Here is a 15,217-nt window from a genome sequence, read left to right as displayed (position 1 = left end):
CCCCTAGGCCAGCCATTAACCACCTGCGCCGAAACCGCTGCCCGTCTGGGCCTCGACGCCATGGTGGCCGCCATCGACCGCCGCCTGTGGAGCGCCTGGCGGACACCCCGGCCCGGCCCCGCAAGCCCTGCGAAAGGACAACCCCGAGGAGCTGGCCGCCGCTCGCCCTCGTCCAGCTGCACCCGGGGTCCCAGCGCCAGTGGCGGCTGCCCCGGATCTGGCAGCCGAGGCTGAGTTGTCTTCACCGGGCTTGGTGAAGACGTGGGCTCGTGCCTATTGTCGCGAAGGCGTGGATGCCTTGCGCCCCAAGCCCAAAGGCCGACCCCGGACCTGGGAAAATTGCGGGCCTTGAGGGCTCAGAAACAACGGTGAAGGTTCAGGCTCTCATCGCCCTCAAGGCGGACTTCTCTCTTCCGGTTCTGCTGCAGGTCTCAGGTCTTGCCCGATACACGTTCTTCTATCACCAGGGCCGGCTCCTGGCCCCTGACCCGCAGGAGGAACTCAAGTCCTCCATCATGGACATCTTCAAGAAGAACTATGGCCGTTACGGGCACCGCCGCGTGCATGGGGAACTGCTCAACCAAGGCTGGACGGTCGCGAAGAAAACCGTGCTGAAGATAATGCGCGCACTCGGGCTGTCTGCAAGGTCCGGCAGCGGAAGCGCTACAACTCCTACCAAGGCGAACAGCGGGCAGAAACCGCTCGTGCATTCGGACCAGGGATTCCAGTACCGGCACACCTCGTGGCGGACGCTCCTGGGGAGCGCCGGCGCCGTCCAATCAGGGTCCCGCAAAGGCAACTGCTACGACAACGCCGTGATCGAGAACTTCTTTGGACACCTCAAGGAAGAGCTCTTCCACCACGTCCGATTCCTCAACACGGATGCACTGGCTACGGCACTGCACGAATACATCCGCTGGTACAACACCGAGAGAATCTCCACAAAGCTAAAGGGCCTGAGCCCGGTGCAATACCGTGCTCAGGCCCGTTGCCTAGGCTCTAACTAAACCGTCCCTCCGGGGACCAGTTCATTTCCTCGTGCCGGGGTTTCTCTGTGCTGTCAGGCGGTGCGCTGTTTCCGTCGCCTCCGGAAGTTCTTGATGATGAGGACCAGGCCCAGCGGGATGGTGAAGATCAGTGTGAAGAGGGCGCCGATCCCGCCGACGGACATGCCGCCGCTTTCGTAGCCCACCACGACTGACTCGTTGGGGTTCGATTCGCGGTAGATCACCGTGACGTTGTCCCCGACGGTGGGGTGCTGGTCGTGATCCACAGAGGCATACGTCGAATATGGTGAGCCGTCCGCCGACATGTACTTCACTGAGATGTTCCGCTGTGAGGCCCTTCTGGCGTCGGAGAAGTCGACGATCGTTCCGGCGGTGTGAACACCCGTGCGCGCGAGCTCGTCATCGGCGTGGGTCATGGAGGAACCGATCCCGATCATCACCGGACCAGTCAGGAGCAACAGCGCGACGAACGCGATGCCTCCAAGTTGTGACCAGAAGGTCTGGGGTTTGCGGGCTACAGCGGTGTCCGGGGAGTTCACGATGCCCATTCTTCCTGATTATTCGCCAGCTATGCGCCGGCCCGAAGGATCGACGAAATTCCGCGTCCGTTACGTACTTCCGGTGAAGTGGCAATTACTGGATTCTGGGTTTCGCTGCCAGGCGCCAGCCGTGCCCCTAGGCGGGCCCGGATCCAGTTACGCAGGACCCCAGAGCGGACCGTTCACGGCCCAAGTCACCACCTCGTAGGCGGTGCCCAATGAGGGGCACAGCAACATGAACCGGGGGGAATTTCCATGTTTGGTAAATCAGCGCGCGTGGCAACGGCAGGATTGGGAGCAGTGGCGCTCCTTGCGGCGGCAGGCGCGTCGCCGGCCAACGCGGCCAGCACCGAAGGCCGGCAAACATTCACCTACGACGTCTGCCTAACGGATGAGGAAGTGGGCCTGGTGTCCTGCCTGGAGGGCAGCGAGCGGCGCATCGAAGTCCGCACAGCGTCAGGCGTCGTGATCATGCAGGGCCAGAGCGAATTTTCCACGTGCGTCTTCGAGACAGACTTCCTCTCCGCAATCGAAAAGGTCAGGTATGACCACGGCACGTTGACCTGCACCGCTCCGTGATTTTCGCGCTGCCCTGAACGGCGAACGCCCCGGCCGCGCAAGCGGCCGGGGCGTTCAGCTGGATAGTCCGGGGCCCCAAGGCCGCGTCAGCAGGCCGGAACCCCCGAATCCACCGGCCCGTCGGTCGGACGGATCCAGAGGTTGTTGATCACCTTGTACCAAACGTTGCTCGTGGACCCGGTGGGGCGGCCGGTGGTTCCGTCGTAAATGGTGTACGCGGCGCCGGTGGTCACGCACTGGACCTGCACCCGCGTGCCCTGCGCCACGAAGGTTCCGCCGCCGGCGGCACAGTTGGCCGCTGTGTCCGGAGAAGAGGTGCCGTTGGTGGGCCACTCGCAGGTGCCGGGACTCGCGGTGCCGTTGTCCACCATGAGGTACTTCGCCGGGGCCGTCCTTCCGGACGCCGAGACCGCTGTGCGCTGGCCGAGGTCATCCACGACTGTCACGGTGATGGAGATGGATTGGTCGTACCCGTTACCGGTGGTGACGGATCCTCCCCCGGCACCCAACGTGCCTGACTTCCCGTCCGATGACTGGTACTCCAGCGCCACGACCCGGCGTCCGTTATTGACCACGGCACCGACGTCAAACCTCACCGTCGTGGTCACAGTAACGGGGTTGACGCTCGCCGCATGTGGTTTGCCGTACGGCGCCACCGGGTTGGCGTTGGTGACCGGCCCTTCGTAGGTGGCGCCGTCCGCGCTGTTCACGGCGCGCACCCCGATGGTGTAGTTGCCGTTGTTGGGCACACCGGACCGGATGACCTTGTCGGACGGCACTGCCAAGAAGCTGCCTCCGTTGACCTGGTACTGGTAGCTCGGTGTGGCACCGTTGCCCGCGGCCGCACCGAAGGAAAGCTGCACCGCGTTGTCCAATGGATCGGCCCGGACGCCCGGGACGGCACCGGGCGCGCCGAAAGCACGGCGGGGGTCCGACGGCGCACTCGCCGCTGACGTACCTGCCTTATTTTTGGCCACAACCGTGAAGGTGTAATCGGTGGCGGAGTTGCCGACGGTCACAGGCACGCTCAGCTGACTGCCGGACACGGTGCTGCTCGCTACCGTGGACCCCCCCTGCATTGCGTTGACGGTGTAGGTGTCGATGGAGGCGCCGTTGTCCGCTGCCGGCGTCCACGACACCACCATGATCGATTCCGTCCCGCCGGAGGTGGTCCGGGTGGTGCTGGGCTTGCCGGGGGCACCCGGTGCGCCGGCCGGGATGACGCTGGCTGAATAGGCGCTCCACTCCGATGGATCCGGCGCCTTGTTGGAAGCCTGGATCCTGACCTGGTACGGCGTCCCGTTCTGGAGGCCCGTCCACCGGTAGGACGTCCCCGTAACCTTGCTTGCCCTAATGTTTCCTGCCGGAGGTGCGGGTGAGATCTCCAGGTTGTAGCTCTCCACCGGTGAGCCGTTGCTCTTGGGAGGTACCCAGTTCACCGTGAGGGATTTGTCGCCAAAAACCAGCGCCGGCGCTGCCGGGGTATCCGGCTTCGCGTCAGGACGGGCAGGTGCCGAAGCCGGAGACGGTGCCGAGTCCCCCAGCTCGTTCGTGGCTACCACAGTGAAGGTGTACTCCACGTTGTTGGTCAGCCCCGTCAGCGTGCACGTGGTCGCAGGGCACTGTTGCGAGAACCCTCCGCTGCCGCTGACCTTGTAGCCGGTGATTGCGGCTCCGTTGTTGGCGGGAGGCGACCAGTTGAGGACCACGGTACGGTCGCGCACCTCCCCGACAGTTGGCGTGGACGGAGCGTCCGGCTTGTCCTTGACGGTGAGCCGAACGCGGCCGTCAACTTCGCGTTCCGCGTCCTGCGTTTTGTCCTGGACGCGGTAGCGGACCACCATTGTGCCAACGAACTCCTCGGCGGGCGTCACGACGACGATGCCGCCCTCCACGGCTGCCGTGCCCGTTCCGGTTTCGACGGCGGCGCTGAGTATTTTCAGCGGTGATTCCGGGAACGGGTTAATGTCGTTGTCCAGCACCGGTACCTGCTGTGATTGCCCGGCCCGGGCGCTGGCGATGACGTCGTCGTTCGCTGCGGCAAGGGGACGCTTGGACGCGACCACCCGGACGTCCACGGCACCTGCAACCGGTGCGCTGCGGCCGTCCGAGACGGTGACTCGCACGGTCAGCGTGCTCCCCTTGGCTGCACTGCCCACGGTGGCCTTGAAGAGGCTGCCGTCCAATGAGGCCCTGATGCCGGCCGGCGGTGTCCCTTGGAGGGCAAAGGTGAGCTTGTCCCTATCTGCCTTGTCGACGTCGGTAGCCACCTGGCGCAGGTCCAGGGTGGCTTCCTCGCCCACCGCAGCGTCTACGGTGCTGGACGGGAAAGCCGGCGGATGGTTGCGCCCCGGGTCGGGCAGGACCCTGATGCCAATGGTCAGGACCGCAGTACGTCCGTCAGGGTCATCAACGCTCACGCCGTCGGTGACCTCGAGGGAAACCGCTGCCGGGCCTGCGTAGTCGTCGGCGGAAGTGAACACGATGGTGGCCGCGTCCTTCACCAGCGGCGCTCCATTGGAAGCGACCGCCTGGACCTTGGTGTCCTGGGTGATGCGGGGGCTCTTGCCGGCGCGGACCACCACCAGGTCCCGCAGGTTCATGGTCAGCTGTTGGCCGCTGACCACGTCCAACGGTGCGGTGCTCCGTAGAGCGGGTGCCTGGCCTTGCAGGCCAGGTACCACGATGAACGCCGTTGAGCTGAGCTTGTCCACGTCGGTGACGGTGTACGCGATGATCTGCGGCTGGCTCTCCAGCCGCACCGAAACCTTACCGGGAGCCGAGATGCTGGCAGTGGGTGCCGCTTCCGGGAAGGTTATCTTCAGTTCCGCGGCGACTCCGTCCGGGTCTTCGTCGTTCTTCAGGACGGGGACTTCGACGACGGCCTTGCCCAGGGTTTCCGCGAACGCCACCCGGTCGTCCCGGGCGACGGGCGCCAACGTGGCGGCGTCCTTGCGCGCCTGGACTTTGAGGGTTCCGACGGCGGTGCCACCGCGGCCATCGCTGATCTCGTACCGGACGATCGCTGTGGTGGAGGCTTCGGAAGGCGACGGTGCGGTGAGTTGCACCCGTCCGTCGATGACCTCGGCCTCCAACTCCGGGGCAGCTTCCAACCGGTTGGATGTGAGGGTGACATTGTCGCCGTCGGGGTCGGAATCGTTGGCCAGCACGTCCACTGCCACGTGCCGCCCCGGGAGGACAGTGATGCTGTCCTCAACGGCCACGGGACGCTGGTTGGATCCTGGCGCGGGTGCGATGCCCACGGCCACGCGGGCGGTGGACCGTGCCCCGAACCGGTCCTCCACCACGTAGGTGAAGGTGTCCTGTCCGGCGGCGTTGGTGGGCGCAGTGTATTCGACATAGTGGGCACCCACCACAGCCGTTCCCTTGCGCGGTGGCTGCTCCAGCCCCACCAAGGTGACAGAGTCGCCGTCGGGATCAATACCGTCCAGCGGAATTGCGATCCTTGTGGTGTTGCCGGCTACGACCCGACCGGTGACATTGTGGGGCAGCGGCCTGGAGTTCGTGCCCTCGCCGCGAATGTGAATGGTCACCTGCGCCGAGTCTTCCTGCCCGTCCGGGCCGGTAACGGCGTAGATCGCGTGCACCGTTCCTCCTGCCCTGCCTGCCTTGAACCGAAGCACGTCCCCCGACACCGCGAGGAGGCCTTGGGCTGGGCTGATTCCCTGCACGAGGACCGGCTTCAGCTTCAGCTTGGCGCCGTTCGGGTGGGCGTCATTGGCAAGCACGGCGATGGTGGCGACGTCGTTCGCCCGCACTGTGATTTCATCCGGGGCCGCGACAGGCGGGAGCAGTTTGGCAGGAGCCGGAACGGGCAGGATGGTTACCTGCCCGGTTGCGCTGGCCACGCCGTTGGACACCGTGTACGTCAGGCTCGTGGGCGCAGTCAGGCCACGGACGTCGGTAATGCGCAGGATCTGGTGATTGACCACGGCGACGGCTACAGCCGAGTTCCGGGGAAGCCCCACGGACTGGATGACAAGAACGCCACCGGCCGGGTCCGAGTCGTTGGCGAGCGCGTCCAGCAGCACTTCGCCTCCCACCGGCAGCAGTGCTGTATCGGCGACGGCGACCGGCTCACCCCGGCCGGCCCCGGCGGCGCGGACATCGATCCGCACGAGTCCCTCGGAGCTGTCAGGTCCATTGGTCACCAGATACGTCACGTAATACGTTCCGGCGTTGGCTGCACGGAAGGTGAAGGTCCCCGCCTGGTAGTCGGGGGAAATTGCCTGCTCCTTCGCGCCTGCCACGCGTGTCAGCCGCAGTCCTTCGCCGGTGGGGTCGCTGTCATTCTTCAGCGGAGAGACCAGAATGTCCTGCCCGGCGGTACCCGAAACGTGGTCCGCGTTGGCCTTCGGCGGAAGGTCGCCTTTGGCGCGGACATCCACCACCACCGTGCCCTCAACCTGGTCCCGGCCGTCGGAGACAGTGATCACGACGTCCTTTTTGCCCAGCGTTGATCCCACATCCTTGAAGGTCAAAAGACCGTCCGCCCGGGTACGCACCTGGTCGCCTTCGCTGGAAGTGCGTGCTCCCAGAAGCAGCAGGTCGTCGCCGTCGGGATCGGCCCAGTCCGTGAGGACGTTCTGGGAGATGCTTTTGCCCTGCTCCAGGATGATGGTGGGCACACGTTTCTGTGCAGGCGCCCCGTTGCTGGCTGGGTCCTTTACGGTCAGGGTGACCGTGGCTCCGGCGGTGCCTCCACGGCCGTCACTGGCCACGTACCGGAACTGTGACGTTCCGGTTGCATTGGCCGGCACCTTCACCTGCAGGCCGGTTCCGTTGTAGACGGCCTGCACGCTGCCGGCGCCGGGGTTGTCGCCCTGGAGCTGGACGGTGAGGACGTCTCCGTCCGGGTCCGAGTCGTTGTCCAGAACTGGCAGTAGCGTTGTTCGGCCGGGCCGCACTCCGAACTGGTCGTCCCTGGCGGAGGGTGGCCGGTTCTCTTTGGTGCGGTCCGGGAGAGTGTCCACCAGGTTGTCTTCCGCGGCGGGTTCGTCCTGTGCCTCGGTCTTGCTCGGCGGAGGAATGATCTCGTCCCAGTTGGCTACGAGCCTCATGTTCTCGGTGACTAACCAGACGTTGCCGGACGTGACGTCGTTAAGGACCACGATGTCCCGGTTGACGCGAAAGACCAGGTTGGAGCGGGCGCCTGCCCCGGGAATGTCAGCCCTCCGGCTGTCAGCCGCGTTTGCACAATCCCGCAGATATTTGCCTGCCCCGGACCACGCCGCGTAGACGCAGCCGTTCACATGGACCGGAGTGGCAGGTGTTCCCGACGTTCCGAGGTCCACAGCCGTCGCCGCAGAACCGTCCAGGGGTTGCTTGATCAGGCCCTTCTTTGTGGAGACGGCGACAAAGTCCGCGGCGGGGCCGCTTTGCTGCAGCTTGGCGTCCGCCGCGTCCGGCAACTGCGCCAGCCGGCCGGAAGGCAGGTGAAGGGTCCCGGCGTCGGCGTCGAATATGACGGGCTGATCCCCGACGGCGGCGACCTGGACATTTTCCTTATTCCGGATGGACTGGTACTCCACGGTGTTGCGGGAATCCACTCCGCCGGTCGCATTCACACGAAGGGAAGTCACTTCCCCGCGCGCAGGGTCCGCGGCATAAACGACGTCGTCGGCTCCTACCGTCGCGACGATGCCTTTGGCATCGCTCAGGACGGGCTCCTGTGAATCGAAGTCGACAGAGCCGAGCATGCTGCTCTGCGTCACCCAGAGCCGGCCCGAGTTCGGGTCAGCCAGCGCCACCGCTTTTTCCCCGAAAGCCGGGACCGCCGATCCCGGAAGCTGCTGGGGCGGTTCAAGGGTGACCTCGGAAACCTTGACCCTGCCCAGGGAGGCGTTGCCGCGGTCGGACACGAGCACAGTGCTGCTGTGTTGGAGGACGTCAAAGTCGGAGCTCGCTGCCATGAGGCCGCCGTCCAACGTTTTGGACTGAAAGTTCAGGTGGCCCACGAGGTTCATGTCGGAGTTGGTTACCCACACGCCGCCGTCGTTCAGGTCGATCTGCGTGGTCCGGAACCCCGGGTGGATGACTGCCACCGCCACAAGCAGTCCAATGGCCGAAAACGTCGTTGCCGACGCCAGTGCGCGTTGTTTTGCACGCGTCAATAAACGAAGCGGCATCCGTCCCCCAGTCTCGTGATTAGCCCGAAGCTAATATACGCGGACATACCGGCAGTTTCCGAGCCAACGCCGGCGTCGGGAGCGCTACCGGTGCCGGTCCCCGCACCCCCTGCCTCGGCCGGAACCGCTCTCTTCCCGAGCGGGCTGGAGCGGCGTACAAAGGAACTGGAGGGCAACGTTTGTAACCTCCGCCTCACCGCCCTCCGGGGATCCGGAGTCCGGGAGACGGGCTGACAAGGAGGTCGTGGGGTGTCCCATCAAGATCGTCCTGGCCCGAGGCAGCGCCCCATCCCAGGGGTTCCCCCCGGCAGCGGACAGCCAACCCGTAACACCGCAACCCGAGGCCCGGCGCGGCGCGGGCGGTATGTCATGGCCGGCGTACTGCTTTCCGTCGCGATCCTGCTACCGCTCATGCCGCAGACTTACTCCTTCAACGCGCCGACCTTGGGCGGCATGCCGTTCTTCTATTGGTACCAGCTGCTCTGGGTTCCACTTTCCGCTGCCTTAAGCGGCGTGGCGTACTGGCTCGTGAACACCGAAGACCGACGACGTCGGGCAGCGGCCCGAGCTGGATCATCCGGGCCCGACGGTGAAGCAGCGGACGGAGATGAACGGCCGTGAACGGGCGCCAAATCAACTGGGTCGCCCTCATCATCGTGGTGCTGCTCTTCATCGTCGTCGCCGTCATGGGCTTCCTGGCCGCCCGGTGGCGCAGAACGGCGGAGAGCGAGGGGCTGCACAGCCTCGACGAGTGGGGGCTGGGCGGACGAGGCTTCGGGACATGGATCACGTGGTTCCTGCTGGGCGGCGACCTCTACACCGCGTATACGTTCGTTGCCGTTCCTGCCGCGATGTGGGCCACGGGGGCCGTCAGCGGCTTCTTCGCGGTGCCGTACACGATCGTCCTCTACCCGATCATCTTCATCATTATGAGCCGGCTCTGGTCGGTGTCCCACCGGCACGGCTACGTCACCTCGGCGGACTTCGTGGGAGGCCGCTACGGGAGCCGCTGGCTGTCCCTCGCCGTCGCCGTCACCGGCATTGTGGCAACCATGCCGTACATCGCCCTCCAGCTCGTGGGCATCAAGGCTGTCCTCACCGTGCTCGGCCTGGGCAGCTCCGAGAATGTGCTGCTGACGGACCTGCCGCTGATTCTGGCGTTCGTCGTGCTGGCCGCGTACACCTACACCTCTGGGTTGCGGGCACCGGCGATGATCGCCGTCGTGAAGGACCTGCTCATCTACCTCGCAGTGATCGTCGCGGTCATCTACCTGCCGATCAAGTTCGGCGGGTGGGACGCGATCTTCGGGGCGGCGAAAACGAAGCTGGACACCGTCAACGAGGCGACCGGCAAGCCCACCGGGGTGTTCATCCCATCGGGCGCCAACTACTCGGCCTACTGGACGCTGGCACTCGGATCGGCCATGGCGCTGTTTATGTACCCGCACTCCATCACCGGCGTGCTCGCGTCCAAGGGACGCAACACCATCCGGCGCAACGCCGCGATTCTGCCGCTGTACTCCCTTATGCTCGGATTCCTCGCGCTGCTGGGCTTCGTGGCCATCAAGGCCGGCACCAAGCCGATCGACCTGAACGGGGCGGTCAATCCCCAGCTCGTGGTGCCGCAGCTGTTCCTGGACCATTTCCCTGCCTGGTTTGCGGGGGTGGCCCTGGCTGCCATCGCCATCGGGGCGCTGGTTCCGGCAGCCATCATGTCCATTGCCGCGGCCAACATGTTTACGCGCAACATCTACCGGGACTTCCTCCGGCCCGACGTGGATCCGAAGACCGAGGCGAAGGTGTCCAAGATTGTCTCGCTCGTGGTGAAGGTCGGTGCGCTGATTTTCGTCATCGCCATGGACCAGTCCGCGGCCATCAACATGCAGCTGCTGGGCGGCATCTGGATTCTGCAGACGTTCCCCGCTGTTGTGGCAGGCCTCTATACGCGGTGGTTCGACCGCTGGGCACTGCTGGTGGGATGGGCGGTAGGAATAGCCTTCGGCACCGCCTCGGCCTACAACGTCATCAATCCTGTCACGCACGCACACTTCGGCGGTTCCATTGCTCCGCTCCCGGGGACCGACTTCACCGTGTATATCGCCGTGTCGGCGTTCGTGCTCAACCTGCTTGTCGCCGTCGTGCTGACCCTGGTGCTGAGGGCACTGAAGGTGCCCCAGGGAGAGGACAAGACACGCCGGTCTGACTACGGCGCTGATGAAACGGACCCCAAGGTTGCCGAGATCGAACGGACCCAGCGTTTCGTCGAACCGGGAGGACCGTCACCCGTGGCTTAGATGCACCCGTGGCCTAGATGAAGGACGGTCCATGCCATGAACGTCAGCGACATCCGGGGGCTTTTCCCCGGGCTCGAAGACACCATCTACCTGAACACTGCCACCATGTGCGTCGGCTGCGCACCTGCCAGGGAAGCATACGAACTGGCTGCGGAGCGCTTGGGCGGCCGGGCGGTTCGACTGGATGGAGGCCGAGCAGGCGGGTGAGCACGCCCGCGGCATGTTCGCGGAGATCATTGGAGCCACAGCGGCGGACATCGCCATCGTCCCCGCCGTCAGCACTGCGGCGGGGATTGTTGCCGCCAATCTGCCGCCCGCCAGGCGCGGGGAGAACATCGTGGTGGGCGAGAACGAATTCACCTCGAACTACTACCCCTGGCTCTTGCTCCGGGAACGTGGCTACGACGTGCGGGCCGTCGCTGCGGACGGGGAGGTGGTGCCGGCCGAAGCCCTCGGCCGGGCTGCCGACGGCGGAACCCGCCTGATCGCTGTCAGCGCCGTTCATCCAGTTACCGGATTCCGGGCGGACCTGGCGTCGGTCAGCCGCATCGCCGCCGGCTCAGGAGCCTGGTTTTTCGTTGACGCCTGCCAGGCGGCCGGTGCCGTTCCCCTTGACGTGGCGCGCGACGGAGTGGATTTCCTGGCAGCCGCCAGCCACAAATTCCTTCTCGGGTCGCGGGGCATGGGTTACCTCTACGTCCGCCCCGGGCTGCTCGACCGCCTTCAACCCATCGTGCCGGGCTGGAAGGCCGCCCGCCTGCCGTTCGAGAGCTTCCTTGGCCCGGACATGGACCTGTCGCCGACGGCGTCGAAGCTGGACGCTTCGTTGGCGTGGTTTCCGGCGCTGGCCGACCAGGCGGGGCTCTCTGTCCTTCGCCGGTTCGGTATGGGTGCGGTCCTGGAGCGTAACGCCCGGCTGGCGCTCCACCTGCAGAACGCGCTGGAAGCGGCTGGCGTCAGCTTCCGGTCCTTCCCCGCAAAACACCGCTCCACCATCATCTCCGTTCCGGTGAGCGCCCCGGACGAGGTCATGGCCCGGCTGCGCGGTGCAAACGTGGTTGTGTCACTCCGGGCCGGCAGGATCCGGCTGGCGACCCATTTCTATAATCTCGAGGAAGAGCTGGTTCGGGTCGCAGAGCTCATTGCGGGCCGGTGAGATGACCAATGCGACCAGTAGCAATGGAGCCGCGCTGTTGGGCGAAAGCACGGAACGCCAGGCAGCCACGCCCTGAAGGAGCTCGCAGTCCAGTAGGCAGGGTCTTTACGCTTGGCCGCCCGAGCATCACTCAGCCCGTGCTCCGGCGGTCAGGTGCTGGTTGCGCGTCTCAATGAGCTTGCGGAGGTAGCGCGCCAGGAAGAGTTTCTCCGCGACGCGTCCCAGAAGCCCGAACGGCGCCGCGAAGTCGATCCGGTCCACCATGACAGTTCCGGCCGGGACCTCACTGAATTCGTGGAGGTGGCGAAAGCGGAGGAACGGCCCCCGGACCTGTTCATCGACGAAGTAGTGCGGTGCCTGCATCTCCGTGATCCGGCTCGTCATCCGTATAGGCAGCCCGAAGTGCCAGGCGCGCCAGGTGACCTCCTGCCCCAAGGCGATAAGCCCCGACGTGACGCCTCCAACGGCTTCCTCCCGGGAACGGGCCATCGAGTCCTTGTGGGCGTCGATGCTCCGGGAGAGGTCGAACAGCTCGGTCATCCCGATGGTTGTCCACGAGGTGCATTCGAAGGTGACGGCCATGCTCAGAGTATGCCAGCCGTTTCACCAATGTGTTGACAGCCTTTGAACGCTTGCCCTCGGCACCGCCTCACGTAGGCTCGGGGCATGTCAGGACTTGGGGGAACACGGCAGGCACGGATACTTTTGGCAGGCCTGCTCGTATCCGGCAGCATGGCCGGCTGCGAGTACGCAACCGAACGAGACACACCGACGGACGCCGTGTCACCAGCTACCCGCCGCCCGCCACAGCCGGCAGACGATCCCGCGCTCGCTGCCCGCATCGCCAGCAACCGGACCAAACTGGACCAGCTCCTTGGCGGCGCACCGGCCACCGGCCTCGTCCTGGCCGACTCCGTACTTGTCGGCGGGCAGTCCATGGGCTCTTCCAAGACCGGACAGGTACCGGCGGCCGGCCAGTACACAGTCACCTTCGCGTGCGTTGGCGCCCCGGACGCGCAGCTGACCGTCAGCCAGGCGAATCAGGGGGGCTCTGAGATCGTGGAAACTGCGTTCGACTGCGGCGAGGTCTCAGAGCACGCGGCCAAACTGGAGCGCGGCCCAATCCAGGCGCGTTTGCTGCGGCTCGAGTCCGGTCACCCCTCCGGCGCCGTGGCGGGCTTTCGGATCACGTCCCGCGGCCGCTGATAGGCGTAAGCTATCAGAGCCCCGCCGGGCCTCCGCCACGAAGGGAAGGGCCAGGTCCGGGCCAAACGAACGGACCGGGCCAAACGAACGGACCGGAGAAGGAGCTGGCGTGGACACCCGGAAGCTGAAGTATTTCCTGGCGGTGGTTGACCACGACGGATTCAACCGCGCGGCAGAACACCTGCTCATCGCCCAGCCGTCCCTGTCCCAGACCATCGCCAGCCTGGAAAAGGACCTGGGCGTGCCGCTGTTCCACCGCATCGGGCGAAGGGCTGTCCTCAGCGAGGCCGGAAAGGAATTGGTAGGCCCCGCCCGGCTGGTGATGCGGGATCTGGACGCGGCCCAGTCCGCCGTTCAGTCGCTTCGCGGCCTGCGGAGCGGCCGCCTGGACATCATCACCATGCCCTCCCCCGGCATCGAGCCGCTGACATCCATGACCGCCGAGTTCACCAGGCTGCACCCGGAGGTCCGCCTCAACGTCAGCGCCGCCTTCACTCCGGAGGAGGTGGTCGAGTCGGTCCGCAGCGGCAGCACCGAAATCGGCCTGGCCGGATCCTCGAGTCCCATCCGCGTCCCCGGAGTCAACGTCCTGGACCTGGAACGCCAGCCGCTCATCCTCATCGTCAACCCCCACGCCGACACGTTCACCGCCGGGAGCACCATCCAGCGGGAGGACCTCGACGGGCACCGGCTGATCGCCAGCCAGCGCGGATCACTGATGCGGTGGCTCGTGGACGACGCCCTTGCCCATGGCGTCAAAGCAGAAATCGTCGTCGAAGTGGCGCACCGGACCTCGATCCTTCCCCTGGTGCTGGCGGGCGTCGGACATGCCGTCATGCCATCGTCCTGGGCGCCGACGGCACACAAGGCCGGACTGCGGACCGTTCAGATCGAACCCGTTTCCCATCTGGACGTGGCCATCCTGAGCCGGAAGGACGGCCTGACGCCCGCTGCCCATGCCTTCCTGAAAGTTGCTGAGCTGCACGTGGTCAAGGAACCGGACGCCGACCGGACGCTGGAACGATAGGCAGAACCTATCTGCCGTATCGAAACTAAGTCTTGGACGCGAACAGCCGCCGGACCGTCTACTTGAAGAGGAAGAAAACAGTGTGACCCCGCTAACAGGGCCACGCTGCCAACAAACTCAACGAGGAGGTCGGCACATGAGCGCCACCCAGAAATTCAGCATCGCTTCAATCCCCGCAGACGGCGTCGGCAAGGAAGTTGTCTCCGCCGGCCGCCGCGTCCTGGACGCCCTGGCAGAGAACTCCGGGGGCAAGTTCGCCTTCGACTGGACCGAGTTCCCCTGGGGCTGCGGCTACTACGAAAAGACCGGCCAGATGATGGACCCCAACGGCCTGGACGCCCTGAAGGACTTCGACGCCATCTACTTCGGCGCCGTCGGCTGGGAAAACGTCCCGGACCACATCAGCCTGTGGGGCCTGCGCCTGAACATCACCCAGAACTTCGACCAGTGGGCCAACATCCGCCCGGTCAAGTTCCTCCCGGGTGTCGAGTCCCCGCTCCGCAAGGCGGACAACACCGAACTCGACTGGATCGTGGTCCGCGAGAACAGCGAAGGCGAGTACGCGGGCCTCGGCGGCCGGAACCTCAGCGGCCGCGGCCCCGGCAACGAAGTGGCCCTGCAGACCGCACTGTTCACCGAGAAGGGCTGCGAGCGCATCATGCGCTTCGCCTTCGACCTGGCCCGGACCCGGACGGTAAAGAAGGTTTCCTCGGTCACCAAGTCCAACGCCCAGCAGTACGGCATGGTCCTTTGGGATGAAGTCTTCAACCGCGTGGCCCTGGACTACCCCGACGTACAGACCGAAAGCGTCCTGGTGGACGCCATGAGCGCGAAGTTCATCCTCAAGCCCGAGGACCTCTCCGTCGTCGTGGCCTCGAACCTGAACGCGGACATCCTGTCCGACCTGGGCTCGGCACTGGCCGGCAGCCTGGGCCTGGCCGCCAGCGCCAACCTGAACCCCGAGCGCCGCTTCCCGTCCATGTTCGAACCGGTCCACGGCTCCGCCCCGGACATCGCCGGCAAGGGCATCAGCAACCCGATCGGCGCGATCGCCAGCGCCGCGCTGATGCTGGACCATTTCGGCCTGCACGAGGAAGCCCGCAAGGTGGAGGCCGCCATCGAGCAGACCACCGGCGCCGGATACCTGACCCGCGACATCGGCGGCGACGCCAACACCGAGGACGTCACCGAGGCGATCATCAAGGCCCTGACCAGCACGCTGGCAACCGTCTAGCCACAACACCTCCCGCGCCCGGCCCG

11 protein-coding genes are annotated in these 15,217 nt (G+C 65.6%); 8 read left to right on the top strand and 3 right to left on the bottom strand.

Annotated elements, in window-relative coordinates; all coding sequences use genetic code 11:
• Positions 1 to 368 precede the first annotated feature (368 nt).
• Positions 369 to 1,007: an IS3 family transposase gene (locus tag LFT45_RS11755; RefSeq protein ID WP_236803377.1), complete on the top strand. Its 639-nt coding sequence runs from the start codon at positions 369 to 371 to the stop codon at positions 1,005 to 1,007.
• A 53-nt stretch (positions 1,008 to 1,060) separates the two neighbouring features.
• Here the strand turns inward: LFT45_RS11755 and LFT45_RS11750 are convergent, their stop codons facing one another.
• The gene (locus LFT45_RS11750) at positions 1,061 to 1,546 is read right to left on the bottom strand and encodes a DUF3592 domain-containing protein (protein ID WP_236803376.1); all 486 of its coding nucleotides are present in this window, start codon (positions 1,544 to 1,546) and stop codon (positions 1,061 to 1,063) included.
• Between the two features lie 276 nt (positions 1,547 to 1,822).
• Between LFT45_RS11750 and LFT45_RS11745 the strand changes: the two genes are divergently transcribed.
• The gene (locus tag LFT45_RS11745; protein ID WP_236803375.1) at positions 1,823 to 2,125 is read left to right on the top strand and encodes a hypothetical protein; all 303 of its coding nucleotides are present in this window, start codon (positions 1,823 to 1,825) and stop codon (positions 2,123 to 2,125) included.
• A gap of 86 nt (positions 2,126 to 2,211) precedes the next feature.
• Here LFT45_RS11745 and LFT45_RS11740 read toward each other — a convergent pair whose 3' ends face one another.
• Positions 2,212 to 8,259: an Ig-like domain-containing protein gene (locus tag LFT45_RS11740; protein WP_236803374.1), complete on the bottom strand. Its 6,048-nt coding sequence runs from the start codon at positions 8,257 to 8,259 to the stop codon at positions 2,212 to 2,214.
• 384 nt (positions 8,260 to 8,643) lie between these two features.
• On the opposite strand from LFT45_RS11740, the gene LFT45_RS11735 reads away from it, so the two are divergent.
• The 3 genes from LFT45_RS11735 to LFT45_RS11725 all read left to right on the top strand — a co-directional run bounded on the left by LFT45_RS11735 (position 8,644) and on the right by LFT45_RS11725 (position 11,724).
• The gene (locus LFT45_RS11735) at positions 8,644 to 8,895 is read left to right on the top strand and encodes a DUF3311 domain-containing protein (RefSeq protein ID WP_336885573.1); all 252 of its coding nucleotides are present in this window, start codon (positions 8,644 to 8,646) and stop codon (positions 8,893 to 8,895) included.
• Positions 8,892 to 10,568 (top strand): monocarboxylate uptake permease MctP, encoded by a 1,677-nt coding sequence (gene mctP, locus LFT45_RS11730; RefSeq protein WP_236803373.1) that lies wholly within the window; start codon positions 8,892 to 8,894, stop codon positions 10,566 to 10,568. The genes LFT45_RS11735 and mctP overlap by 4 nt, the downstream gene beginning before the upstream one ends.
• Positions 10,569 to 10,752: 184 nt before the next feature.
• Entirely contained in the window at positions 10,753 to 11,724 is a 972-nt protein-coding gene (locus LFT45_RS11725; protein WP_236803372.1) for an aminotransferase class V-fold PLP-dependent enzyme, read from the top strand.
• Between the two features lie 126 nt (positions 11,725 to 11,850).
• Here the strand turns inward: LFT45_RS11725 and LFT45_RS11720 are convergent, their stop codons facing one another.
• Positions 11,851 to 12,306 (bottom strand): SRPBCC family protein, encoded by a 456-nt coding sequence (locus LFT45_RS11720; protein WP_236803371.1) that lies wholly within the window; start codon positions 12,304 to 12,306, stop codon positions 11,851 to 11,853.
• 84 nt (positions 12,307 to 12,390) lie between these two features.
• Between LFT45_RS11720 and LFT45_RS11715 the strand changes: the two genes are divergently transcribed.
• The 3 genes from LFT45_RS11715 to LFT45_RS11705 all read left to right on the top strand — a co-directional run bounded on the left by LFT45_RS11715 (position 12,391) and on the right by LFT45_RS11705 (position 15,191).
• Complete coding sequence (locus tag LFT45_RS11715; protein ID WP_236803370.1) at positions 12,391 to 12,930, top strand: hypothetical protein; 540 nt, start codon at positions 12,391 to 12,393, stop codon at positions 12,928 to 12,930.
• A 109-nt stretch (positions 12,931 to 13,039) separates the two neighbouring features.
• Positions 13,040 to 13,957 carry a LysR family transcriptional regulator gene (locus tag LFT45_RS11710; RefSeq protein WP_236803369.1) on the top strand — a complete coding sequence of 306 codons (918 nt, stop codon included), beginning with the start codon at positions 13,040 to 13,042 and terminating at the stop codon, positions 13,955 to 13,957.
• A gap of 136 nt (positions 13,958 to 14,093) precedes the next feature.
• Positions 14,094 to 15,191 carry a tartrate dehydrogenase gene (locus tag LFT45_RS11705; protein ID WP_236803368.1) on the top strand — a complete coding sequence of 366 codons (1,098 nt, stop codon included), beginning with the start codon at positions 14,094 to 14,096 and terminating at the stop codon, positions 15,189 to 15,191.
• Positions 15,192 to 15,217 lie beyond the last annotated feature (26 nt).

The organism is Arthrobacter sp. FW305-BF8, from assembly GCF_021789315.1.
GTDB lineage: Bacteria > Actinomycetota > Actinomycetes > Actinomycetales > Micrococcaceae > Arthrobacter.
This window is presented reverse-complemented; position numbering and strand designations above follow the sequence as displayed.

What these genes read in the sequence shown, in the direction of transcription:
- LFT45_RS11725 (WP_236803372.1), top strand. Translation starts at nt 10,753, where the DNA reads ATGGAGGCCGAGCAGGCGGGTGAGCACGCCCGCGGCATGTTCGCGGAG.
- LFT45_RS11735 (WP_336885573.1), top strand. Translation starts at nt 8,644, where the DNA reads ATGGCCGGCGTACTGCTTTCCGTCGCGATCCTGCTACCGCTCATGCCG.
- LFT45_RS11715 (WP_236803370.1), top strand. Translation starts at nt 12,391, where the DNA reads ATGTCAGGACTTGGGGGAACACGGCAGGCACGGATACTTTTGGCAGGC.
- LFT45_RS11705 (WP_236803368.1), top strand. Translation starts at nt 14,094, where the DNA reads ATGAGCGCCACCCAGAAATTCAGCATCGCTTCAATCCCCGCAGACGGC.
- LFT45_RS11720 (WP_236803371.1), bottom strand. Translation starts at nt 12,306, where the DNA reads ATGGCCGTCACCTTCGAATGCACCTCGTGGACAACCATCGGGATGACC.